Annotated in this window: 21 protein-coding genes; 14 read left to right on the forward strand and 7 right to left on the reverse strand. The window is 38.8% G+C overall.

The window, feature by feature from the left end:
- Positions 1-20 precede the first annotated feature (20 nt).
- From sdaAB to ACOMC3_RS06860, 4 genes are all read left to right on the forward strand, one after another.
- Positions 21-698 (forward strand): L-serine ammonia-lyase, iron-sulfur-dependent subunit beta, encoded by a 678-nt coding sequence (gene sdaAB, locus ACOMC3_RS06845; protein ID WP_420318792.1) that lies wholly within the window; start codon positions 21-23, stop codon positions 696-698.
- A 1-nt stretch (position 699) separates the two neighbouring features.
- The gene (locus ACOMC3_RS06850) at positions 700-2,136 is read left to right on the forward strand and encodes a TolC family protein (protein ID WP_420318793.1); all 1,437 of its coding nucleotides are present in this window, start codon (positions 700-702) and stop codon (positions 2,134-2,136) included.
- Between the two features lie 31 nt (positions 2,137-2,167).
- On the forward strand, positions 2,168-3,532 hold the full coding sequence (locus tag ACOMC3_RS06855; RefSeq protein WP_420318794.1) for an efflux RND transporter periplasmic adaptor subunit: 1,365 nt from the start codon (positions 2,168-2,170) through the stop codon (positions 3,530-3,532).
- 131 nt (positions 3,533-3,663) lie between these two features.
- On the forward strand, positions 3,664-6,489 hold the full coding sequence (locus ACOMC3_RS06860) for a M16 family metallopeptidase (RefSeq protein WP_420318795.1): 2,826 nt from the start codon (positions 3,664-3,666) through the stop codon (positions 6,487-6,489).
- Positions 6,490-6,531: 42 nt separating this feature from the next.
- Here the strand turns inward: ACOMC3_RS06860 and ACOMC3_RS06865 are convergent, their stop codons facing one another.
- Together ACOMC3_RS06865 and ACOMC3_RS06870 are read right to left on the reverse strand one after the other, a co-directional pair.
- Positions 6,532-7,212, reverse strand: coding sequence for a hypothetical protein (locus tag ACOMC3_RS06865; protein ID WP_420318796.1), 681 nt, complete (start codon positions 7,210-7,212; stop codon positions 6,532-6,534).
- 35 nt (positions 7,213-7,247) lie between these two features.
- Positions 7,248-7,808, reverse strand: coding sequence for a hypothetical protein (locus ACOMC3_RS06870; protein ID WP_420318797.1), 561 nt, complete (start codon positions 7,806-7,808; stop codon positions 7,248-7,250).
- Between the two features lie 99 nt (positions 7,809-7,907).
- Here ACOMC3_RS06870 and ACOMC3_RS06875 point away from each other — a divergent pair, with 99 nt between their 5' ends.
- A complete protein-coding gene (locus tag ACOMC3_RS06875; RefSeq protein ID WP_420318798.1) occupies positions 7,908-9,830 on the forward strand; it encodes an OmpA family protein in 1,923 nt (640 codons plus the stop codon).
- Here the strand turns inward: ACOMC3_RS06875 and ACOMC3_RS06880 are convergent.
- The gene (locus ACOMC3_RS06880) at positions 9,827-10,189 is read right to left on the reverse strand and encodes a DUF5615 family PIN-like protein (RefSeq protein ID WP_420318799.1); all 363 of its coding nucleotides are present in this window, start codon (positions 10,187-10,189) and stop codon (positions 9,827-9,829) included. The two genes, ACOMC3_RS06875 and ACOMC3_RS06880, sit on opposite strands and share 4 nt — an antisense overlap.
- Positions 10,190-10,242: 53 nt before the next feature.
- Between ACOMC3_RS06880 and ACOMC3_RS06885 the strand changes: the two genes are divergently transcribed.
- Positions 10,243-11,763: a GH3 family domain-containing protein gene (locus ACOMC3_RS06885; protein WP_420318800.1), complete on the forward strand. Its 1,521-nt coding sequence runs from the start codon at positions 10,243-10,245 to the stop codon at positions 11,761-11,763.
- On the opposite strand, the gene ACOMC3_RS06890 is transcribed toward ACOMC3_RS06885, so the two are convergent.
- The 4 genes from ACOMC3_RS06890 to accC are packed head-to-tail and all read right to left on the reverse strand — an operon-like array spanning position 11,760 to position 15,722.
- Positions 11,760-12,326, reverse strand: coding sequence for a hypothetical protein (locus ACOMC3_RS06890; RefSeq protein ID WP_420318801.1), 567 nt, complete (start codon positions 12,324-12,326; stop codon positions 11,760-11,762). The two genes, ACOMC3_RS06885 and ACOMC3_RS06890, sit on opposite strands and share 4 nt — an antisense overlap.
- A gap of 40 nt (positions 12,327-12,366) precedes the next feature.
- Complete coding sequence (locus ACOMC3_RS06895) at positions 12,367-12,936, reverse strand: Maf family nucleotide pyrophosphatase (protein ID WP_420318802.1); 570 nt, start codon at positions 12,934-12,936, stop codon at positions 12,367-12,369.
- Entirely contained in the window at positions 12,920-14,224 is a 1,305-nt protein-coding gene (locus tag ACOMC3_RS06900; RefSeq protein WP_420318803.1) for a DUF1015 domain-containing protein, read from the reverse strand. Before ACOMC3_RS06900 ends, ACOMC3_RS06895 begins: the two co-directional genes overlap by 17 nt.
- 7 nt (positions 14,225-14,231) lie before the next feature.
- Entirely contained in the window at positions 14,232-15,722 is a 1,491-nt protein-coding gene (accC, locus tag ACOMC3_RS06905; RefSeq protein ID WP_420319307.1) for an acetyl-CoA carboxylase biotin carboxylase subunit, read from the reverse strand.
- A 95-nt stretch (positions 15,723-15,817) separates the two neighbouring features.
- Between accC and ACOMC3_RS06910 the strand changes: the two genes are divergently transcribed.
- The 8 genes from ACOMC3_RS06910 (at position 15,818) to ACOMC3_RS06945 (ending at position 24,619) form a co-directional block, all read left to right on the forward strand.
- Positions 15,818-17,080 carry an aminotransferase class I/II-fold pyridoxal phosphate-dependent enzyme gene (locus tag ACOMC3_RS06910; protein ID WP_420318804.1) on the forward strand — a complete coding sequence of 421 codons (1,263 nt, stop codon included), beginning with the start codon at positions 15,818-15,820 and terminating at the stop codon, positions 17,078-17,080.
- A gap of 91 nt (positions 17,081-17,171) precedes the next feature.
- Positions 17,172-17,348 (forward strand): histone H1, encoded by a 177-nt coding sequence (locus ACOMC3_RS06915; protein ID WP_420318805.1) that lies wholly within the window; start codon positions 17,172-17,174, stop codon positions 17,346-17,348.
- 570 nt (positions 17,349-17,918) lie between these two features.
- On the forward strand, positions 17,919-18,467 hold the full coding sequence (locus ACOMC3_RS06920) for a hypothetical protein (RefSeq protein WP_420318806.1): 549 nt from the start codon (positions 17,919-17,921) through the stop codon (positions 18,465-18,467).
- Between the two features lie 9 nt (positions 18,468-18,476).
- Positions 18,477-19,550, forward strand: coding sequence for a hypothetical protein (locus tag ACOMC3_RS06925; protein ID WP_420318807.1), 1,074 nt, complete (start codon positions 18,477-18,479; stop codon positions 19,548-19,550).
- A gap of 1 nt (position 19,551) precedes the next feature.
- A complete protein-coding gene (locus ACOMC3_RS06930) occupies positions 19,552-20,649 on the forward strand; it encodes a hypothetical protein (RefSeq protein ID WP_420318808.1) in 1,098 nt (365 codons plus the stop codon).
- Position 20,650: 1 nt separating this feature from the next.
- The gene (locus ACOMC3_RS06935) at positions 20,651-22,180 is read left to right on the forward strand and encodes a hypothetical protein (protein WP_420318809.1); all 1,530 of its coding nucleotides are present in this window, start codon (positions 20,651-20,653) and stop codon (positions 22,178-22,180) included.
- On the forward strand, positions 22,177-23,235 hold the full coding sequence (locus tag ACOMC3_RS06940) for a hypothetical protein (RefSeq protein WP_420318810.1): 1,059 nt from the start codon (positions 22,177-22,179) through the stop codon (positions 23,233-23,235). The genes ACOMC3_RS06935 and ACOMC3_RS06940 overlap by 4 nt, the downstream gene beginning before the upstream one ends.
- A complete protein-coding gene (locus ACOMC3_RS06945; RefSeq protein WP_420318811.1) occupies positions 23,228-24,619 on the forward strand; it encodes a hypothetical protein in 1,392 nt (463 codons plus the stop codon). The genes ACOMC3_RS06940 and ACOMC3_RS06945 overlap by 8 nt, the downstream gene beginning before the upstream one ends.
- The last annotated feature ends 32 nt before the right edge of the window (positions 24,620-24,651 follow it).

The raw sequence follows: 24,651 nt of genomic DNA on the forward strand, positions 1-24,651 counted from the left end.
TCAAATAAGTATAATATTCAATGGCTGAAAGTAGTGGCATATTCGATATGATTGGACCAGTGATGATTGGGCCATCAAGCTCTCATACCGCTGGCGTGGTGAGAATAGGTCGTGTTACGAATAAAATACTTGGTGGCATGCCTGATCATGCTGATATCATATTTTATAATTCATTCGCACGAACATATGAGGGACATGGAAGCAATCGTGCGATAATCGCAGGACTAATGGATTTTCATACGGATGATAAGCGTATCAAGAACGCTCTTGACTTAACAGAAGAGGCAGGTTTATCCTATAAATTCAGGTCCATTGGAAGTGCATCAACATTTCATCCCAACTCTGTGAGAGTAAAGGCAAAGAGGGGCGATACTCATGTGGAGATACTGGGAGAAAGTAGGGGTGGTGGTGTCATTCGAATCAAAGAAGTAAATGGATTTGATTCAAATATTACTGCGAGCTTGCATACCATGATAATTGAGGCAGATGATGTGAAAGGCAGCATCGCATTTTTTGCGGAGGTACTCTCTCAAGATGAATGCAACATTGCGACGATGACTGTTTCAAGGAAAGCAAAAAATGATTTAGCATGTTTGATTCTGGAGACAGATTCAGGCATTGACGATATAACATTACAATACTTAAAGAAGAGAAAATGGGTGCATAAGGTCATCTATATACCGGACATTGATAAATAACATGAAAAAAACAGGACTAATCTTAACACTGACTTTGCTGACTATAACAGTATTCAGTCAGCAGAAACGTATTCTATCCTTAGAAGAATGTATTGAAATCGCAGTTGAAAATAACTTAACCGTTCAACGGAGTGAGTTAAATCTTGAAGGAGCAGAAATCAATTTGCTTCAGGCTCAAGCTCAACGTTATCCATCGGCTAATTTGAATGGTAATTACGGTTATAACTGGGGTAGAGGTATTGACCCCACGACCAACCAATTCATTGATCAAAGGATTAATTTTAATGGAGTGAGTGGCAGCACAAGCCTTCCAGTTCTAAATGGTTTACAGACAACTAATTCCATCAAGCAAAGTAAATTGGATCGAGAGGCTTCAAAATATGATCTCGCAAGATCTGTTAATGATATTTCTCTTAATATTTCACTTTTTTACTTAAATGTAATTCTTAACAAGGAGTTGCTGGATAATGCTAATTTTCAGTTAGAGTCTAGCCAGCAGCAGCTTGAGAGAACGAAGATATTGGTTGAATCTGGATCCCTTCCATTGGCCAATGAATTGCAATTAGTAAGCCAAGTGGCATCAAATGAAGTTGCATTAATCAATGCACAAAATAACTTAGACCTGTCCCTACTTAGCCTTAAACAAGCAATGTTACTTCCTCCAGGTCAGGAAATTGAAATTGTAATTCCAGATATTGAAGTAGATCAGACCGAGATTGAAACCAGTTCTATTATAGATGTTTACAATGTTGCATTAGAAAATCAACCAGAAATGAAAAGTGCAGATCTTAGAGTACAAAGTGCTAAAGTTGGACTTGATGTTTCTAAAGGATCGATGTATCCGACTCTTTCTCTAGGTGGTAGCTTTAGTACTAACTACTCAGATGCATTTCAGAATGTAAATGTGGTATCAGCCACTCCAACTGGTGAACTTAGCCCTACTTTATTTGTAGATAATAATGGAGATCCTGTTTTTGAAAGAGAATTTGATGTTGACCTAGAAAGCTCTACAGTTCCATTATCTACCCAGTATGATAACAACTTAAGCAAGCGATTAACATTGAGTTTAAATGTTCCGATTTTCAATGGATTTAGAACTCGATCCGATATTCAAAGATCTAAGATTACTTTGCAACAGGCAGAGATCAACAAGACTGAACAACAGAACATTCTTTATCAAAACATTGAAACTGCGTATAGAAATGCTTTAGCGGCATCAAAGACATACACTGCATCTCAGAGACAAGTAGCTGCTTTAGAAGAAACGTATCGGGCAGTAGAAAACCAATACAATAATGGAGCTGCAAACTTCACAGATTATCAAGTCGCATTAAATAACCTTTATCAGGCAAGAACAGATCTTTCAAGAGCAAAATTTGATTACATATTTAGAAAGAAGGTTCTTGAATTCTACCAAGGCATTCCTTTAACATTTTAAAAACTGATCACCAATTTTTACATAGAAAATCATGGCAAAGAAGAAAAAATCGAATAATAAAGTTTTATATATCCTCGGCGGTGTAGTAGTCCTATTAATACTATTTGCTGTCGTTGGAAAATCTCAAGGTTGGGTAGGTCAGAAAAAGAAAATTGAGGTAGAGGTAGCTACTGCTGAGAAGAATACCATCATCGAGAAGGTCAGTGCATCTGGTCAGGTACAGCCAGTTGTGGAAGTGCAATTGAGTCCTGAGGTTTCTGGTGAAATTATCGAGCTAGAAATAGAAGAAGGTGACTCAGTGAGTAAAGGAGATTTTTTACTAAGAATACGACCTGACAATTTTAAGTCTGCACTAGATCAGGCGGTTGCAGGATTGAATCAGCAGAAAGCGGCCTTGGCACAAGCAAAAGCTGCTAGGGCAAGGGCTGCTGCCAACTTTAAAAGAGCTGAACAAGATTATAAACGCCAGCAAAAGTTGTTTGAAGAGAAAGTGATTTCAGAGGCAGATTTTCAGCTTGCAGAGGCTAACTATCAAATCGCCGAGCAAGATTATGAGTCAGCAAAAGAAAGTGTAAATGCGGCAGAATACATTTTGAGCAGTGCCGCAGCTAGGGTAGCAGATGCACGAGAAAACCTACGCTTGACCAGCTTGACTGCTCCGATGAGTGGAATTGTATCTAAACTACCGGTAGAGCTTGGTGAAACGGTTTTGGGTACTTCCCAATTCCAGGGTACTGAAGTGATGCGCATTGCTGATCTATCTAAAATGGAGGTTCAAGTTGATGTAAATGAGAATGATATCATTAGAATCAGCGTTGGAGATACTACCATCATAGACGTTGATTCCTACTCATACATGGATAAGACCTTCAAAGGAGTTGTTACACATATTGCAAATACCGCTAATGATAAAATTTCAGCTGATGCTGTAACGGAATTTGAGGTACGGATTCAAATACTTAACAGCTCGTACCAAGACCTTGTTAAACAAGAAGGTATTAAATATCCATTCCGTCCGGGTATGACAGCAAGTGTTGACATAATCACAGAGGTGAAGAATGATATATTGACCGTACCACTTGCATCAGTTACAACTCGGTCAGAAAAAGATAAGAAAAACAATGATGATGATAACGATAGCAGTACTACACAACAGTTATCAGACGATGAGGATGTAAAAGAGGTGGTCTTCGTATTTGCGGAAGGAAAAGCTGTGAAAACAGAGGTAGAAACAGGAATTAGTGATTTCGATAGAATTGAAATTGTGTCTGGACTAGAAGAGGGCACTCAGGTTATTAGCGGTCCATTCTTAGCAGTGTCTAAAAGACTGAAGGATGGAGATGATGTAGAGCCTAAGCCTGATGAAAAGGAAGAGTCGAACGAGTCTGAAGAGTAGTTGTTAGTAGAATTAACTTCAAACCCTGACCTAGATAATACCAGGTCAGGGTTTTTATTTTATAACCGATCATCAAAACTTATTTTTCATTTTAAAAGCATTATCACATCTTGGTAAAAAATTTGGAAAACATGAAACTCACACACTTATTCTCAATACTGATCGCTCTCATATTGCTCGGATGCGATGAAACCGAAACCATGGAAGAAAAGGAATTTAAAATCACTTATGAAAAATTTACGCTGGATAATGGACTTGAAGTAGTTCTTCATGAAGATCATTCAGATCCAATCGTAGCTGTCGCAACACTTATGCACGTAGGTTCAAATCGTGAGAAACCTGGTAGAACCGGTTTCGCTCACTTTTTTGAGCACATGTCATTTAATGACTCAGAGAATGTTCCAAGAGGGGCAAATAGAAAATTGATTCCTGAGTGGGGAGGAAGTAGAAATGGCGGCACATGGTCTGACGGTACTATTTATTACGAAGTGGTTCCTAAAGATGCATTTGACAAAATCTTGTGGATCGACTCAGACCGATTCGGTTATATGATAAATACTGTGACTGAGGACGCTCTTGAAGCAGAGAAGCAGGTCGTGAAAAATGAAAAGCGTCAGCGAGTAGATAATGCACCATATGGTTATACTGATGAAATAATTAGAAAAAATCTATATCCGCAGGGTCACCCATATAGTTGGACCGTGATTGGATCGTTACCTGATCTTCAGGCCGCAACACTAGACGATGTAAAGGAATTTTATGAACAATGGTATGGGGCGGGCAATGCAACATTAGTAATTGCCGGAGATATTGATCCAGAAGACACTAAAAGAAAAGTAGAACAATGGTTTGGAGAAATTAGAAAGGGACCGGAGGTAGATAAGCCTCAGCCACAACCAGTCACACTAACCGAAACTAAATCACTTTATTTCGAAGATGAATTTGCGAAGCTACCAGAACTAAGAATGGTATACCCATCGGTAGAAGATTACAACAGCGACATGCATGCGCTTAATGTTTTGGGACAATTATTATCTGGAAGTAAAAAGGCTCCCTTATATGAGGTGATCGTTGATGAAAGTAAACTGGCTCCTAATGTATCTACTTATCAAAGTTCCAATGAAGTGGCCGGAGAATTTGTCTTCCGGGTGAGAGCCAATGCTGGAACTGACCTTGATAGTGTGAAACTTGCTATAGAAGAAGGATTGCAACGTTTCGAAAAGAATGGGATTAACGAAAAGGATTTAAAGCGCATCAAAGCTGAATTAGAAACAAATCTTTATCAGGGTATAAGCACCGTATTGAACAAGGCCTTTCAATTGGTCACAGATAATGAATTTGGCGGGGATCCAAGCTACATCACAAAAACAGCCAAGCTCACTCAGGCAGTTACTGCGGAAGATGTAATGCGTGTTTATAACAAATACATAAAAGATCAAAACTATGTTATGACCAGTGTGGTACCTGCAGGGCAATTAGGCCTTGCTGTTGAAGGTTCAACTAAGGCAGAAGTATATGTAGAAGAAATTAAAGCCAATGTTGCTGCAGAAAATGTTACTCGAGGTGAGGTGGCAGAGTACGAAAAAACTCCTTCTAAATTTGATCGATCAGAGCCTGATTTTGGTGAGCTTCCTTTATTAAAATCTCCTGAAGTTTGGGATGAATACCTTGATAACGGTATGCAAGTTTTCGGAATAGAGAACAACGAACTTCCACTCGTTTATTTCGATATTGTGCTTAAAGGAGGGCATTACCATGATCCATTAGATAAGTCGGGCACTGCTGCATTATTAGCGGACTTGATGACCGAAGGAACAATGACCAAAACCCCAGCTGAGTTAGAAGAGGCTATTGGACTTCTGGGTGCTTCGATCAATGTCTATGCAGGAAGTGAGGAATTGACAATTTCTGCTTCATGCCTTACAAGAAATTTTAGCGAAACCTTTGACCTGGTTAGAGAGGTTCTTTTAGAGCCCCGATGGGATGAAAAAGAATTTGATCGACTAAAACAATCAATGCTAACTAGATTAAAAGGAAGAGAAGCCAGCCCAACGGCAGTTGCCTCTACAGTCTTCAATAAATTGATATACGGTGAAAATCACATCATGGGCTATTCAACATTTGGTACCCTTGAATCAGTTGAAAAAATCACTCTACAGGATTTAAAGGATTATTATGTGACCAATTTTTCTCCTTCTGTTGCCAGTTTTCACGTTGCTGGAAGTATAAGTAAAGATGAAGTAGTGAGTGAGCTTACTAATTTAGAATGGAAATCTGTAGACGTTGAGATTGTTAACTATCCTGAGCCTTCTGTTAGCAATGCTGGTGATTTGTATTTCATTGATTTTCCTGGTGCTAAGCAATCAGTCATTTACATTGGACAATTGGCCATGTCTGGTATGAATGATCAATACAATGAACTCACTTATGCCAACGAAAAGATTGGCGGAGGTTCCAGTGGTCAATTGTTTCAGACTTTACGTATAGAAAAAGGATATACTTACGGAGCATCTTCCGGTATACCACAAAGAATTGCTGTATCTCCCTTTGCAGCAAGAACGAGTGTGAGAGCAAATGCTACTTTACCATCCTTGGAAATTATGAAAAGTATGTTAGCAGACTATGCTGAGAATTTCACTGCTGAAGATGTAGAAGTAACAAAGAATAAAATTCTTAAAGCCAATACCAGAGCATTTGAAAGTCTTGGCGCTAAGCTTGAAATGCTACATGAGATCAGCAAATTCGGTAAAAATGCAAACTTCATGGAAAAAGAGCAGGCTGAATTGACAGCTATGACTCTGGAGGATTATAAAAGCCTCATCTCCAATTACATGAATGAATCAAACATGGTCTATCTGGTGGTAGGCGATGGTGCCACTCAACTCGAAGAAGTCAGAAAACTTGGAATGGGCGATCCAATTCTTTTAGATATTCAGGGAAATACGTTAAATCAATAATCTAACTTAAAACAAGTGGGGTAAAAGCTCCACTTGTTTCATTTAAAAGTCTTGAAAGACTTGAACCAGACTTGCATCACTTTTAAACTTTCCTTTTATTCCATCAAGAAATTCTGATAATTCCGGGTATTGGTCTGATTTAATAGAGATTTTTTTGCTGCTCACCTTTAGAAGTAAAGGCTCGCTGTTCTCCACAACTTTCTGAACATAATATTCAGTCTTATGCTGTGAATACTTATCGCTGGTTGCTGCCATAATACCATTGGTATCTTGTCCTTTAATGACATTACAAATGTGTTTCTTCAAAAGAATTATTTTCGAAGTGACTACCAATTCTTGAAAAAAACCGAAGTTATCCTGCTCGTAAAAGAGAGCTCTGAACGTTTGATCATCGATCTGAAAGTGCCTGATTTGAGTTTTATTGTTGATTCGATATAGAACATCTTCTACTTCAACAATTAATTCCTCTTGCTCAATATGATATTTTGCTTTTGGAGCAAGCAATTTTTTACCATCTACTCGTTCAATTTTTATTTCTTTCCACTCATTGTGTAGGTATGCGTCACCCTCAATTTTTTGATCGGGATTTTGGATAAAAGGACTCATCATCGTGGCTCCTTCAATTTTATCTACTCTGAGGTAATTTTCTTGAGAATATGACGCAAATGAGATAAGGATTAACGACCCAATAAGAAATTTTGAAAGCATTTTTTTAGCATCCATAATTGAATTCTATTCTTAATCCATGTTAAAAAATATCATTCCATCTCCATTGCACTTTCAACAGCATCAGTAATTTCCTGCATCTTTTGTTTTGTAAATCTCCCGGACGTTGTGTAAACCACTTTTCCTTTTGGGTCCAAAACATAGAAGTATGGAATCTCTTTACCATCGAAATTAAGTGCCTCTTTATATCCTTTGATGGTTCCTTTGTAAAACAATACGTTTGGTTGCAACCTAAGGTCAATGGTTTTTTTCATTTTCTTCATCACATTTTGATAGGCTGGCCTTTTTGCTCCTGTGAACATTGGAATAAAATATGTATTGATATCAAAAGAGAAGTCAAATGGACCCGGGTTGGGATTTTTATAAATAAACTGATTGTAAACTGGCTCAAACCATCCTTTTAAATATTCTTCAGCCTTTTTAGAGTAGGCCATACCAACAAGTGTATACTTACCCAAAATATCTTTTGGAAGGTCAACAAACTCATTGGTCAAAGTTTCTGCCTCCATAGCAGGAAATTGTTCTCCTATTTGACTGAATGCAGCTATTGAGCCAGTGATGATAAGTGCCAGGGCTAAAATTGATCTTTTCATGAGCATAATTTTTATACATAGAATAGGGTTGAATAACGAAAGAATCTTATTTCTATCATTATTTTTCTAAATTTCGTCCAATTTTTAACGATAACAACCATGCAATTTAAAAGAATCAGCTATTCAGTCATTTTTATGCTTGCAGCACTTATGAGTTTTTCTCAAGCCCATAGGGAAGCATACAACCAAGGCATGCAAGCAATCAAGTTTCAAAAATATGAAACAGCCATCGATAAGTTTCAGGAGGCTATAAAGCTCAATCCTCAGTATGCAGACGCTTGGTTTTACTTAGGAAAAACGTATGATTTCTTGAATAGAACAGAAGAAACAATCAATGCTTATAGAAATCTTGAAAAGGTAGATGCAGATTATAACATAAGCATCTACTATGATATCGCAAGATCTTACATCGAACTTGATAATTTAAGAAGTGCGCGTATATACATTAAACGATACCTTGAAAAGGCACCTAAGAGCCCAAAAGCTGCAAAGCTTATTCATCTGGCAATGAACAGATTGAATTACATAGATATCAGTCAGGAACTGAGAGCCATGCCTCCAAACACTTCAGAACCTGTGCCAATTGCCTCTGTGAATAGTGTTTCGGGTGACTACATGCCATCTGTAAACCCAACAGGCACGCGTTTGTATTTTACAAGTGTGCGAAAAGGTGGTTTTGATTTCAAGGATGAAAATAGCGCAGAACTTGATTTTGGAGAAGATATCTATTATTCAAAACTGGAAGGTGATCAATGGAGTGCTCCGGAATTGTTGCCAAAACCAATTAACTCGATGGCCAATGATTTTGGTTCAGCCTTTACCGGTGATGGTCAGAATATGGTTTTTGTTCGTTGCGATGAAAATGGTGCCATTGGTAGTTGTGATCTCTATATCACGCAACTCAATGGAAATACCTGGAGCAATCCTGAGAACATGGGAAATGTGGTGAATCATAAAGAATGGGATAGTCAGCCAACCATTAATGCAGATGGTAATCGAATCATATTTACCTCACGTAGACCTGGGGGTTATGGTAATTCAGACCTTTACATGGTTGAGAAGAATCACCTTGGGCTTTGGGGTATTCCTCAAAACCTTGGAAGCATTGTTAATACTCCACTCACAGAAAACAGTCCATTCCTAGCGGCAGATGGTAAAACACTTTATTTTTCTTCAACCGGACACCCTGGAATGGGAGGAGCTGATGTTTTTTACACAGTTTTTGAGAATGGGAAATGGTCCACTCCTCAGAATTTAGGGAAGCCAATAAACTCAGAAGGGAATGATACCAACTTCAGTATCTCGGCTTCCGGAAATGCATATCTGGCATCTTCCAGAATGGATGAAAATAACTTTGATATTTTCAAGGCAGAATTACCAGATGAGTTAAAACCAAAGCCAACCATCATTGTACAAGGTATCGTCTCCAACTCTGAAGATCAGCAGCCCCTCAGTGCTTTAGTGTTGGTTGAAGACTTAAATACAGGTGAACTGATTGCTACGAATAAGAGCAATGAATCAACAGGAGAATATCTTGTGGTATTACCTGCTGGTCGCGATTACAGTGTTTCTGCGAATGCTAAAGGGTTCTTTTTCTACTCACAAAGCTTTGAGTTGCCAAAAGACACCACGTACGCTGAAATAATGAATGACATTCCCTTAGAGCCAATTAAAAAGGGAACAAAAGTGGTATTGAATAATATCTTCTTTGAAGTTGGAAAGGCGGAGTTAAAGCCAATTTCCTATGTGGAATTAAATAAGGCGGTGACACTTATGAAGAATAATAAAACGATGAAGATAGAAGTGGGCGGGCATACTGACAATGTGGGAGCTGAAGCTACCAATCAAAGCTTATCACAAAAAAGAGCACAATCAGTGGTAGAATACATGGTGCTTGCTGGAATAGATCGTGAACGATTGATTGCCAAAGGGTATGGAGAAAGTGTCCCGATTGCAGACAACAGCACCAAAGAAGGAAGGGCAAAAAATAGAAGAACAGAATTTGTGATCGTCGAGTTTTAGTTTGAAAAAGGAAGTCGTATTTCATTGGGTTTAATCTCAATGAAATCATGAGTCTCTAGTAAAGCACTGAGCTGAGGAACCACTTCTTGCATTCGGGCAAGGAGTGGTTCTTTTTCATTAATTCCGTAAATAAACACCAATTTTTCAGGCACCTTTCTGCTTACGTAACTCTTGACAAAATCATCATCTTTTGTCACGATGATGTATCCTTTTTGAATGGTTAGTCGTCTCAATTGATCATCAACAACTCGTTGATTTTTGTGAGATTTCATCTCATTGATATGAAAAGCCTGCAATCCATGTGATCGGAAAATGTCTGCCACCTGAGGGGATATGTTTTCATCTATAATAAATTTCACTTTCAAAGAACACTTTGCTAAGGGATTAAGTTACTTAACTAAACCTAATCAATATGGCCTTACTTGGCAACCTGATAAAAAAAGGAATTGAGTTAAATCAGAAGCTAAGCTTTGATCTAAAGAGTAGTTCACAGCAACAAAGTGAGCAACTGATTTCTTTACTCGCTAAAGCTAAAAGTACTTCATTTGGAAAATTTTATGGATTTGATGAAATCCTAAATTCAAATGACCCAATCAAAGAGTTTCAATCGAAAATACCTATTCACAGTTACAGAGATATTCATGAGCGATGGTGGCATCAGCAGCAATCGGTAGAAGACATTACATGGCCAGGAAAACCATCATTTTTTGCGCTTAGTAGTGGCACGACTGGTAAGTCTAGCAAGCGTATTCCAATCACTGAAGACTTTCTTCAAAGCATGAGGGATGTTGGTACATCCATGATACGTGAGCTTCCTAATTATGATTTTCCTGAAGAATTGTTTGAAAGCGAGATATTGATGCTTAGCAGCAGTGCCAATCTCAGCAAGAATGAAAAAGGTCATATGGAAGGAGAAATCAGTGGTATCAATGTTAGCAACTTTCCAGACTGGTACGATTTCTTTTATCGACCAGGAAAAGACATAGCAAGTATTTCCGACTGGGACAATCGTGTAGCTAAAATTGTAGAAGAGGCCCCTAATTGGAACATTGGTGCAATAGCAGGTATTCCATCATGGGTATTGTTGTTGCTCCAAGAAGTAATAAGCGGTCATAATCTTGAAACGATTCATGACATCTGGCCAAATCTCACTGTGTATGCAAGTGGCGGGGTAGCTTTTGAGACATATCGTACGGATTTTGAAAAAATTTGTAAAAAACCACTTACCATTATGGATACATATCTGGCTTCAGAAGGCTTCTTCTCCTATAGCACAAATCCTGATTCTATGGACATGCGACTGGCACTTTCACATGGCTATTTCTATGAGTTTGTACCATTTGATGAGCGTGGAGTAGATGACTTTGGTCAGTTGATTGACAATCCTTTAACTCTTACCATAGATGAAGTAGAAACAGACCAGGATTATGTGTTGATCATCAGTACGTGTGCTGGAGCGTGGCGATATATGATTGGCGATACAATCAAATTTACCAGACTTGATCCCCATGATATTAAGATCACAGGGCGTACAAAATTCTTTTTGAATGTCGTTGGATCGCAGCTTTCTGAGGAAAAAATGGATGAAGCACTTCTATCAGTTTCCGAAGAACTTGGGGTTACAGTGAATGAATACAGTGTGGCAGCAGTTAAAAATGAAAATGATGAATATATCCATCAATGGGTGGTTGTTTCTGAAAATAAGATCGATAAAACATTATTCAGCAAAAAATTAGACGAGGCACTAAAGGAAGCAAATAAAAACTATGGAGTTGCACGAGGTAAAGCGCTAACGGGAATCAGAGTTTCTGCAATCAGCAAAGATGAGTATTTCGACTTTTTAGATTCCAGTAAAAAGAAGGGTGGGCAGGTGAAAACTCCGAAAGTAATGGGAGAGGAGAAGATGCAAGATTTCTTAGATTATATTTCTTAAGGTGTAGGTTGCAATGGCATTTTTTTGTTTATGCACATCTCAACATCTTCTATTGACATATAATATTTTCTCATTTGATCTTTGTAAGTATCATCAATGAGATCATGGCTAAAAACATAACGCTTGGTGGCTAGTATTTCCTCATGAAAACCAGCTTCAATGGCTATTTCATCTGCTCTGTGCTCTACTTCTTTTCTGAAACTCTTTGAGACAAGATATTTAATACCGTATTTAATCATGCCAAAGGTGGAGTGAGGAGCATAATCCACCACATGTCCAAGTTCATGCGCAAACCATCCGCATAACACATCTTCTGGTAGCTCTGAAACCAGTAGAGAATTACTGTCTCTGACATACTTTGCTAATTTGATTTTATATCTATCAGGTCCTCCAAGGAGTTTTGTAAGGTTAATGACAGGTTGCGCCTGCATCGTTGTGCCTTTCACTTTTCGTTGTTTTAAAATGAGTTTGTAATCATTTAAACTGTCATATTGATGGAGGACGTTTAAAAAAGCTTTTCGAATATGTTCGTGCGCTACATTTTGGAATACTACTGTTGCCATATAATTGGAACAAGCCAGGATCAAATGAGTTTCATAAAACTTAAAACTCTTGCTTAAGTACCTGATAGACCTGGTCAACCGGCAAGCCCACAACATTAAAGTAAGATCCTTTAATCCACTCCACACCAATAAGTCCAATCCATTCCTGAATTCCATAACTTCCGGCCTTATCAATCGGTTTTGCAGTGTTTACATAGTGATCGATTTCATCCTCAGAAAGCTCATGAAATTTCACCTCAGTTAGATTGGAGAAAGCAACCTGCTTTTCTTCACTACTGATGCAAACGCCAGTCATAACTTCATGGATTTTACCTGATAGTATCTTCAAGACTTTTCTGGCTTCCTCTGAGCTAGAAGGCTTACCCAAAATTTTATCCGTAAAGATCACAACCGTATCAGCTGTTAATATCAATCCGCTGTTAAAAGCCTCTCTGTGAGCCTTGTTTTTCTCAATGGCCAGGTATTCAGCAACCTTATGAACTTCCAAATCTTCAGGAAACACTTCATCAAAATCAATGGTATTAACGCTAAATTCAAACCCAGCATCCTCTAGCAATTGCTTTCTTCGCGGAGAATTGGATGCCAAGATGAGATTATTGAAATGCTTCATCAAAAAATGAATTGAATTCGTCTTCTTTTATCGAACCAAACAGAAACCCGCAAATCACTTTTGGGTAGAAATAGGTACTCTTTTGAGGAAGCGTGTATCCGCTATAGCAAACCTCTTTTACAGTCTCTATTGAAATGTCCTTCGTGATAATTGCGCATTGAGCTTCACTTTTTACTACGGATTGTAAGCATTTTACAAAGTTCCGTTCAAACGTGAGATTTTGACTTCCTCGTTGATCTTTCCCCTTGATTCCCAAACATTTTTCAAACACAAAGTAATGCATCACTGTCAGGTCAAGTTCTTTGATTGTTCTCGGGAAATCCCAGGTGATGGTATCTATCATTTCAGGCTTCAAACGGATTTTATAAGCTTCATCGCCAATTAAAAGACCAAAGGCCCATTGCTTACCTAAAATGACTTCATTGACATCCGTTGCTTCTTGTATCGTTTTAATGAAAAAGTACTTTTCTAATCGAGAAAGCAGCTCCTCTCTTGAAAAATCAGGCAAATCCTTGACAATTCTGTGAGTGGGAAGGATCCTCAAATCATCAGATTCAGTATTAGTGAAATACATGAGGTGATAATTGTATCCTTCGTTTCCCGTATGATCTGGATTGTTCTTTTCGCGTTCTTTTTGATACAATAGAGAACCTTCATACCGGTGGTGCCCATCAGCAAGGATAATCTGTTTGTCCTCAATAATTTCAATGATACGTTTAATAATCTTTACATCATGGATGATACTGAAAACGTCACGAACGCCTTGATAATCTTCAGTTTCGTAAAGTGGATCCATCATAGCCTCATCCAGGTACTTTTCGATCTCATGGGTAGGGTCGGTATAGAGGCCGTGAGTAGGACTTACATTTAGTTGGGTTTTATCCAAAATCTCCATTCTATCATTGACAGAATAAGGCATGGTATTCTCATGACGTAAAAGCACTTTTTCTTCCCAGTCGTAGACTCTGAGATTGGCAATGAAGCCTTTTCGTATTCGCTCCCGATCAGAGCCAGGCAGGGTAAAGTATTGATAGTACACATAGATGGATGGAAGTTCATCTTGGTTAATGATACCGTCCTTTTTCCATGAAGACAATCTGGTAGAGGCTCCATCAGCCGAGTCATCTCCTCTGGGCACAGAAAGATGAATACTGTTATATTCTTCCTCATAAAGCGCTTCACGTTGACTCTCTGATACAACGTCGAAAAGAGGAGAAACCAACTTGTCAATGTCCTTTACCAAGTCCTTATTGTACCGCCAGGCCCGTAGTGGTTTTATTTCTGCCATTAGAATATTACTTCAAGCGTTCTTTCCACTTGCTTTGGACTACTTTTCTTTCCTCTGTTGAAACCTTTTTGACTTGTTTATTTACCAATTCATTTGCTATCAAGGCTGCTATTTCAGCTGATTCTTTAGAAACCTCTTTCTTAAGTACTTCGGGACTATAATGAGACTCAACAAATTTGGTTGTGAATGACCCATCTATAAACTCTTCATGTCCTAAAACATAATCACAGAAAGTAAGTGTGGTTTTTACACCTGTAATTTGGTATTCAGCAATGGCACGTCTCATTCGGTCAATGGCTTCTGTTCGATCCTTACCATAAGTTATCAGTTTGGCAATCATTGGGTCATAATAAATGGATACTTCCTGACCTTGTTCATACCCATCATCCACTCGAACCCCAGCTCCCTGCGGTCTGATGTATGTTTTTAATTTACCGGTATCTGGTAAAAAGTTATTTTCCGGATCTTCTGCGTATACCCGCACTTCCAAACTATGACCTTTAATGGTAAGATCATCTTGACTAAAGCTTATTTTTTCGCCGTTAGCTATTGCAATTTGCTCTTTAACAAGATCAACTCCTGTAATCAATTCTGTAACCGGATGCTCTACCTGGAGGCGAGTATTCATCTCAAGAAAATAGAAATCAAGATTTTCATCAGCGATGAATTCTACCGTTCCAGCACCATAGTAGCTGCAGGATTTAGCAACGTTTACTGCCGCTTCTCCTATTTGTTTTCTTCTTTCTGGTGTGAGTAGGGCAGAAGGCGCTTCTTCTACAACTTTTTGATGCCTACGTTGAATGCTGCATTCTCGTTCAAATAGATGGACGATGTTACCGTGCTGATCGCCTAAGATCTGAACCTCTATGTGCTTAGGGGAGGAGATGAATTTTTCTATAAAAACTTCATCATTACCAAACGAATTACGTGCTTCACTCATCGCACGATCCATCTGTTCTTCAAAATCTTTGGGATCATTGACGATACGCATGCCTTTGCCACCACCGCCGGCACTTGCTTTGATCATGACCGGGTATCCGATTTCATTAGCCACTTTCTTAGCCTTCTCCACATCATTAATCGGCTCATCCATACCGGGAACAAGAGGGACATTAAACTTTTGAACCGTCTGCTTAGAAGTAAGCTTATCACCCATGATGCGGATGGCTTCAGGGGATGGTCCTATGAAAATCAACCCTTCTTTTTCTACTCGCTCAGCAAAAGCAGCATTCTCTGAAAGAAAACCATACCCGGGGTGGATGGCATCTGCACCCGTTTGCTTACAGGCATCAATGATTTTATCATGAACCAAATAAGACTCAGATGCAGCAGCTGGCCCGATATTTACAGCTTCATCAGCATAGGAGGCATGTGGAAGCAGCTTATCTGCCTCGCTGTAAACAGCTACTGTTTTGATCCCCAGCTCTTTAGCTGATCTCATTACGCGGATGGCTATTTCGCCTCTGTTGGCGACTAATATTTTCTTTATTGACATAATTTCAATCGTTAGCGCAAGTTTATCTAAAAGCCTACATTCATTGTATGTGCATTCTGCTAAATTTGCAACTTGTTTGAAAAAGTGAACACAAGTAAATGGATTTATTTGAGAAATTACTCAGCGATAAAGGGGCTTTAGGTCAATATTCGTACTTAGATCAGGATCTGAATTATTATTTCTTTCCAAAGTTAGAAGGTCAAATAAAACCTCGAATGACTTTTAAAGGAAATGAGGTATTGGCTTGGAGCTTAAATAACTACCTGGGATTAGCAAACCATCCGGATATACGTAAGGCTGATACCGACGCAACTGCAGAATGGGGACTAGGGTACCCAATGGGCGCTCGTATGATGACAGGAAACTCTGATTACCATGACCAATTGGAGCAGGAGCTAGCTGATTTTGTTGGTAAACCAACTGGTATGCTTCTAAACTATGGTTACCAGGGGATCATGTCTGTGATTGACGCGCTTGTTGACAGAAAAGACGTTATTGTTTATGACGCTGAGTGTCATGCATGTATCATTGATGCTTTGCGTATGCATATTGGTAAACGTTTTGTATTTCCTCATAATGACATTGAAAACTGTGCAAAACAGCTAAAGCGAGCAAATAAGCTAGCGAAAGAGCAAGGAGGTGGTGTTTTGTTAATTACCGAAGGTGTATTCGGGATGACTGGAAATACTGGGAAACTGGATGAGATAGTAAAGCTTAAAGAAAAGTTTGATTTCAGACTTTTAGTAGATGATGCACATGGGTTTGGAACGATGGGCGATTCTGGTGCTGGAACTGCAGAGTATTATGGCGTTCAGGACGGTGTAGATATCTATTTTTCTACCTTTGCCAAATCAATGGCCAGTATTGGAGCATTCATAGCTGGACCATCTGATATTGTTAATCATTTAAGATATAAGGTTCGTTCTCAGATTTTTGCTAAATCACTTCCAATGCCACTGGTAGTTGGAGGACTGAAGCGTTTGGAGATGTTACGAACAATGCCAGAACTTCGAGAGAAGTTATGGACAATTGTAAATGCTATTCAAAATGGCTTTAAAGAGAGAGGATTTAATATCGGATCTACCAATTCACCTGTTACGCCAGTAATAATGAATGGTGATGTATTTGAAGCATGTAACATGGTAGTGGATTTGAGAGAGAATTATAAGATTTTCTGCTCTATGGTCGTTTATCCGGTGATTCCTAAGGGAATGGTGATTTTACGTATCATTCCAACAGCCATGCATACATTGGAAGATGTAGAAGAAACATTAAATGCATTTGAAGAGATCAAAGAAAAACTGGATAGTGGAGTATATAAAGAAGCAGGAGTCGAGGGTGCCATGGTGGCAAAATCTTAATATTTCTGCTATTTAAACTGTATATTAACGATTTTAGGCTATATTGCCCACAACTTTAAAATTTATCGATAACCTTAATTACCTTATAACAATGAAAAGATTTGAACAACTAAAGTCTATGGTAGAATCAATGGAGTCTGATTTCGAAAAGTTCTATGATAAAGGAAACAATGCCGCTGGTACTCGAGTAAGAAAAGGTATGCAGGAGATGAAAAACCTTGCGCAGGAAATCAGACTTGAAGTTCAAGACATCAAGAACAAAGGATAATCGATTAAACTAATCGAACCGATAAAGAAATTAGGGAGTCATTTGACTCCCTTTTTTTATGCTTAAAGTTCTATTCGTTCAGTAGATCCTACCACTTATCCAAAAAAATGGGGTCTTCGTTCATTGGATGAGATTTTCCTTTATCCTTATTCACGCATTAGTTTTCTTTGGAGGATGGATAGATTCCAACTGGCTTTAAAAACTCACTTTATAACTCCTAATCTTAGCCTTATTTTAAAGGAGGTATTTGTTATCAATTGGTTGTGGCTTTTATCCAATAAGCATAGAATTTTCTAAATCTTAATGAAACAAACTACCCAATGAAAATATTCACTACCAATCCCGTAATCGTTTTAACTCATCCCATTAATAGCAAATGATGATGATATTTTTCATTGAATATTTGCTCATAGTTAATGGCCGTATAACTAATTGAAATGAAAGCACTTACAGTCAATTTGTTAATTGTCAATTGATAATAAAATTAATGTTTAGCTCATGTCGCTATTTGTAATTAAGTAATAAAAATTGTTATTCTTGCAGATATTTTAAGAACCTAGCCCACTCACTATGAAGATACTCACCACCCTCAGTGCAGTAATTGCACTACTTGGAACATTTAGTGCATCTGCTCAATCTCCAGCAGGTAACAATCAGGAAATTCAATTTAATAATTCTGGTGTATTTGGAGCTAGTCCTTACTTAAAGTGGGACGGTGCTAATTTATATTTTTCTAAAATTGGAACAACCTCCTCTAAACTTTACTTAAAATCTGAGTCTGGCGACTACAGCTATCTATTTTCTGAAAACTACGGTAGTAATTTAAATCGATTAGTAATTAAGACAGGTAATGATGGTGATGCTGACTATACCGTGTTTAGAAACTATCACTATAGTTACGGTGATCATGACGTTTTTGAGATTCATCGCTCCTTCATTCTTGCAAGAGGGGGTAGAGTATGGAGCAAAGCCACACAGGGATTAAGTAAAGGAATCATTCACTTAGATCCTGAGAATTCATCTGATAATGCAGGCAGTGGTATAACGTTCGGTGCATCAGATTCTGGCAATGGTGAAACAGCTCAGGCAGGTATTTACACAAGAAGTGATGGATCCTAGGGAACCAAAATGTACTTCTCTACAACAGACTCCTATGCTACGGGATCTAAAACCCGAATGATGATTGATAATAAGGGCAATGTTGGAATAGGAACAACTTCCCCAACATCTAAACTAGATGTAGTAGGTGGAGATTTACAGGTAAGTAATATGGGCCATTTTAAAGGCTGGCAAGAAGGAACACTGACTGGTTTAGGACTTAACGTTGGGATTTCTAATAATATGGGATATGTTATGGCATACGATCGTACCAATAGTAAATATCACAAACTTAGACTCACTGCCTCAGGAGGTGGGAATGGCCTAACATTACACCCCAATGGGAATATTGGAATTGATGATTCAACACCTGAGGCAAAGTTTACAGTAAATGGAGGTGACCTTCAGGTTAGTAATATGGGTCATTTTAAAGGATGGAAGACAGACAACCTCACTGGGCTCGGTTTGGATGTTGGAATTTCTAGTAATATCGGATATATGATGGCCTATGATCGTTCTACTAATAATTACCATAGTTTAAGAATTACTGCAAAAGGAGGACTTGATAAGGGAATTTATGTTAGCACAAATGGAAATATAGGAATAGATACTGACAGCCCTGATAATAAGTTAAGTGTAAATGGCACCATTCGATCCAAAGAAGTTAAAGTAGAAGCTATTAATTGGCCGGACTATGTCTTCGAACCAGACTACAACCTCCGCACACTCGAAGAAACTGAAGCATACATCCGATCAAACAAACACCTCCCGGAGATTCCTTCCGCAAAGCAAATGGAAGCAAATGGCGTGCAGCTAGGAGAGATGAACATGTTGCTGCTGAAGAAGATTGAGGAGCTGACGCTACATACTATTGAGCATGAGAAAAAGCTCTCATCCCAAGCCAAAAAAATTGACAATTTAATTCAACAGCTAAAAGCAAATGGTCATAGCCAGAAACAAAGTGAAGCGAAGCAGGGTGAGTTAGAAAAGAAGATCGAGGAGCTGACGCTACATACCATTGAGCAGCAGAAACTGATTGAAGCTCAAAAGAGCGGCAATGAAAAATTAATAAAACGACTTGAGAAGGTTGAAGCAAAACACTGATATGAAAAAACTATTCGCAATAATCCTAATGAGCCCGTTTTTTCTTCGAGCTCAAACGAACAGTCCATTAATTCTCAATCGAGCCAATGAGGTTATGATAAAACTTCAAGATTCTGGTGGAGATTACACAGGATTTTGGACGATGAATGATGGTATTGGGAATATGGCCATTAAACTAGGGAATGATGGGGTAGGAAATTATCTAACAAATAATGATGGCGCAGCAGAATTGCTCTTTGGGGCACATAACCTAGATGGTTATTTGAGTCTTAATGCAGCCAAAAAGGGAGTACCTGGAAATCCGGTAATTTATGGAATTGCTTTAATTGTTGATGCTACAGACAATACAATCCGAGTTTCTAATCCAAATAACCATAAGGGTGCATTTGGTGGAACAGGTAACACAATCGCTAACTCGTATGGAGATCTTTTTACTGACAAGCTCATGAATCGCTCCTCATCTGGTTTAGATATTGACCTAGGGTCAGCGGGAGGAGATATTTTAATTTATGATGGAAGTGGAACTAAATATATATTAGGTGACCAGGATAATGGAGGATTAAATGGAATAGTGTTAAGAACAACAACTAACCCAGGCAATGGCGAGGCTTTGTTTTCTGTTGAGTCATCTGGTAATTCTGAACGCCTTAGAGTAGAACATTCAGGAGCTCTTTCTACAACTAATTATTTACAAGTTAAGAACTCAGGTCAAAGTTATATCCAAGGTAAGCTTGCTGTTAGTGGAACGGACGTTCCGGCAGGATACCAATTTTCGGTAGACGGAAAAGCAATCATGGAAGAAGTAAAAGTTGAATTATCTGGAACATGGCCAGACTATGTCTTCGAACCCACTTACAACCTTCGCTCCCTCGAAGAAACAGAAGCCTACATCAAATCTAACAAACACCTTCCGGAGATCCCTTCTGCCAAGGAAATGGAAGCCAATGGCGTGCAGCTAGGCGAGATGAATATGCTTTTGCTTAAGAAAATTGAAGAGCTGACGCTGCATACGATTGAGCAGGAGAAGAAAATTGACAATTACGAATTGATAATTGACAATTTAATTCAGCGTATTGAAAAATTAGAAAAAGATAAATAAAATGAAACCAACTCTTACTTTGCTACTTCTTTTCATTGGTTATTTCATTGCAGCTCAAGATTTTGATGGTGCTAGACCTGTAGGCAGTTCTTCTTATGGAGTGAATCTAGGATTTCAGTATAACACAAATATTCAATTCACAACACGTACTTGGAGTGGGAGTCATGCAATATTATTCAATTCCCATGCAAGTCAAAATATGGTTAATGGAAGTTTAGGAGCAACTGGAAATACGAAATATGCAAACAATGTTGGTTCTAACACTTCAGGAGCAGGTGCAATAATGTTTTATGGAAACGGAGGTACAATGGATTTTTTAATATCTCCAAATTCTACTGGTGCTGGTGACAATATAGTTTGGGGAACTCCAAAAATGAGAATAAAGAGAGATGGAAAGGTCGGCATTGGTACTTCTTCACCCACTAAACTACTTGATGTAAATGGTGATGCAAGAATTGGAAGCCTCTCATCACGTAAATATTTGAAAATATCATCCGCTGAATGGCCTGAGATACGTTTCGAAACACCCTCTAGTAATGAACAAATTAGGGTTGGAGTAGCTCATGCAGACAATTCTAATTATGACATAAGTGAGGGCGATTTTTATGTTTATACTCAAACGGTTGGTAAAATGCCTTTAGTTGTCCAACGCGATAGTGATGTGATACTAAATTCTAATTCAGGAAAAGTTGGTATAGGCACAACTACACCAATCTTTAAATTAGATCTACTAGAAGAATCAATAAGTGGATCGGAAGATATTCAAAGATGGAAAATCAGTGATTCAAATAGTGACTATTTAAAAATAATTAATGCCACAAATGCAAGTGGTCAATTTATACCCAGCATTTACGGCTACCATGATACTGATAATAGACAGGCACTCCACTTAACTGGGGCGATAAGTGCTTCTAATGATGCAGGTTCGCAACCTATCACTGTCTTTGATTCAAGGATCGCCAATGGCCCAGCTAATAATAGACCGTTGTTTGCTTGGGATTCTTATGGGAATCGAAAAATGACCTTAACTGCAAACGGCAATCTCGGCATAGGCACCACCAACCCCACTGAAAAGCTAGAAGTAGCAGGAACCATATATTCAAGAGAAGTAAAAGTCGAAGTAGCTGCGGGCACTGGCCCAGACTATGTCTTCGAACCCACCTACAACCTCCGTACCCTCGAGGAAACAGAAGCCTACATCCAAACCAACAAACACCTTCCGGAGATCCCTTCTGCCAAGGAAATGGAAGCCAATGGCGTGCAGCTTGGAGAGATGAATATGCTGCTGCTAAAGAAGATTGAGGAGTTAACCTTACATGCAATCGCTCAGGAGAAACGAATCTCTCAGCTTGAGCCATATCCCTCTCTTTTGAAAGAGAGGGAAGCGAAGCAGGGTGAGTTAGAGAAGAAAATTGAGGAGCTAACGCTGCATCTCATTGAAAAAGAAAAAGAAATTAGAGGGTTGAAAGAGTCTCATTCTAGCGCAATTACTGAATTGGCTAAACGAATCGAAAAACTAGAAAAACAATGAAAAAATTCTTGATAATCATTCTGGTTTTAGGCAGTTTAAAGGCACATTCTCAGGAAGAATGGAATTTAAATACCTCTGGTCAAATAACTTACACTAGTGGTAATTTGGGAATAGGTACTACCTCTCCGAATTATCGCTTAGAAGTTGAAAGAGGTGATGCATTGAATAATACAGAGTACTTATTAGGAGCCTTTAATCATAATGCCAATGGTGGCGGTGTTTATCTTGGATATGTCGGAGATGGTGTTGATGCCAAGGAGGCTCGAGTAAGAGCTGGCGGAAACGTGAATTTAACCTTGGGCACCACAGCCTATAGACAAGCGATCAGTATTTCTAACTCTGACGGTAATGTAGGCGTTGGAACAACCATGCCATCTTTTAATTTCACGGTTGGAGCCAACTTAAATAATACATATCAATCAACACCTTATTTATCAAGTATTGGCATCATGTCTCATGGTGCTGGTACTGCACCCGGTATTTTATATCTACATCGCGATGATGTTACAATATCCTCGGGAAATAAATTAGGAGCTGTTTTATTTAGTGGAGCGGATGGCGGAGAACAAGTGGGGGCTGAAATAAGGGGTGTCTCAGCTGGAAATTGGTCTACTGGGCAATCTGCGACAGATTTATCTTTTTTTACTACTACTTCAGGATCATCAACCCCCACTGAAAAGATGGTAATTCGAGATAATGGCAATGTAGGCATAGGCACCACAAACCCAGACGAAAAACTTACCGTCAAAGGGACCGTCCATGCTGAAGAAGTGAAAGTTGACCTCTCCGTTCCCGGCCCAGACTATGTCTTCGAACCCACCTACAACCTCCGTACCCTCGAGGAAACAGAAGCCTACATTCAATCAAACAAACACCTCCCTGAGATTCCTTCTGCCAAAGAAATGGAAGCCAGTGGCGTACAGCTAGGTGAGATGAATATGCTGCTTCTGAAAAAGATAGAGGAGCTGACGCTCTATGTTATTGAGTTGAAGAAGGGGCAAGCAAAGCTAGAAGAGGAAAATAAGAAGTTAAAAAAATTGCTAAATCATGAATAAGGCTGCATTATTTACATTATTCTCTATTATATCCACTATCGTTTTGGGTCAAGAAGTTGGTGATTTTTATGGATCAACTGACGGTACAGAAAGCATCGATCTTACATTAGGTAAAAATGGATCAGGTTCTAGTTTTAAAATACTAAGCTCTGATCCTGGTGGGTCTACATATCTAAAATTTCATGGAAGAAGGTGGGGAGCAGGATATACTTGGTCTAGAGAAAGTAATGGTGGAACTGATAAAAAAATTGCGTACTTATACGGTGGGGGATCAGGTCAATATTTTCAATTATTTCATGATGATCAATCTGTAAAGGCTCAGTTTCATTCAAATGGAGATACTTATTTCAATGGTGGCAATGTAGGAATTGGGACTAATAGTCCTTCTGAACAACTCAATGTTTATAGTTCCTCTTCCGGTGTAATTACACGTTTTGCTTCGACTGCTCATGGCGGACTAAGTGGACTTAGAGTTCAAGGAAAAACTAATGATGGATCAGACACGAGGTTTGTTGATTTCTTTTTTGATCCTGAAACTTATGAATATGGATTTGGAGCGGGCACAAATAGTGGTCAGCTTCCAATAAGTAGCGGGCTTTCTCAAGCGGATATTTCCGTCGATGCGGGAGGCAATGTATCACTTAAGGGTACTACTACTATAAAAGGAAATCAAATTCGTTTTTCTGAAGCGCGAGGGTTCGATTACGACCCAACAAAAGATGCTGTGTTCTTTAATGGGTACAATAGTGGGCAGGTTGCGATGCTATCTGATCGATATGGTAATGGATGGTTTGCTGGCAATGTCGGGATTGGTATTACAAATCCTTTAAAGAGCCTTCATATTTCTGATGGTTCATGGAACAATCAACTTCAAGTCGACCGCAATGGAAATGGCCTATCATTTGCTCCAAACCCTTCAGAATTTTACTTTTTACCGGTAGGAGAAACCACAAAAGTACGATTCAATTCATTGGATGTTTATGTTGAGGGTTCTGTCGGCATAGGCACAACCTCACCCTCTCACAAACTAGAAGTTGCAGGCACCATCCGTTCCAAAGAAGTGAAAGTAGAAGCTACTAATTGGCCAGACTATGTATTCGAACCCACCTACAACCTTCGCACGCTCGAAGAAACAGAAGCCTACATCCAATCAAACAAACATCTTCCAGAAATCCCTTCTGCCAAAGAAATGGAAGCGAATGGCGTGCAGCTAGGGGAGATGAACATGTTATTACTGAAGAAAATTGAAGAGCTGACGTTGCACCTTATTGAAGTAAATAAAGAGAATACAGCTCTACGCCAACAGCTAACGGCCAACAGCCAACAGCTGATTGAGCAGGGAAAGATGATAGAGGCATTGATGAAAAAAATGAAAGATAACTAAGTGGATTTTTTAGTAATAAATATATTTTAGCA

Origin of the sequence: Ekhidna sp. (assembly GCF_965212185.1) — a bacterium.
GTDB lineage: Bacteria > Bacteroidota > Bacteroidia > Cytophagales > Cyclobacteriaceae > Ekhidna.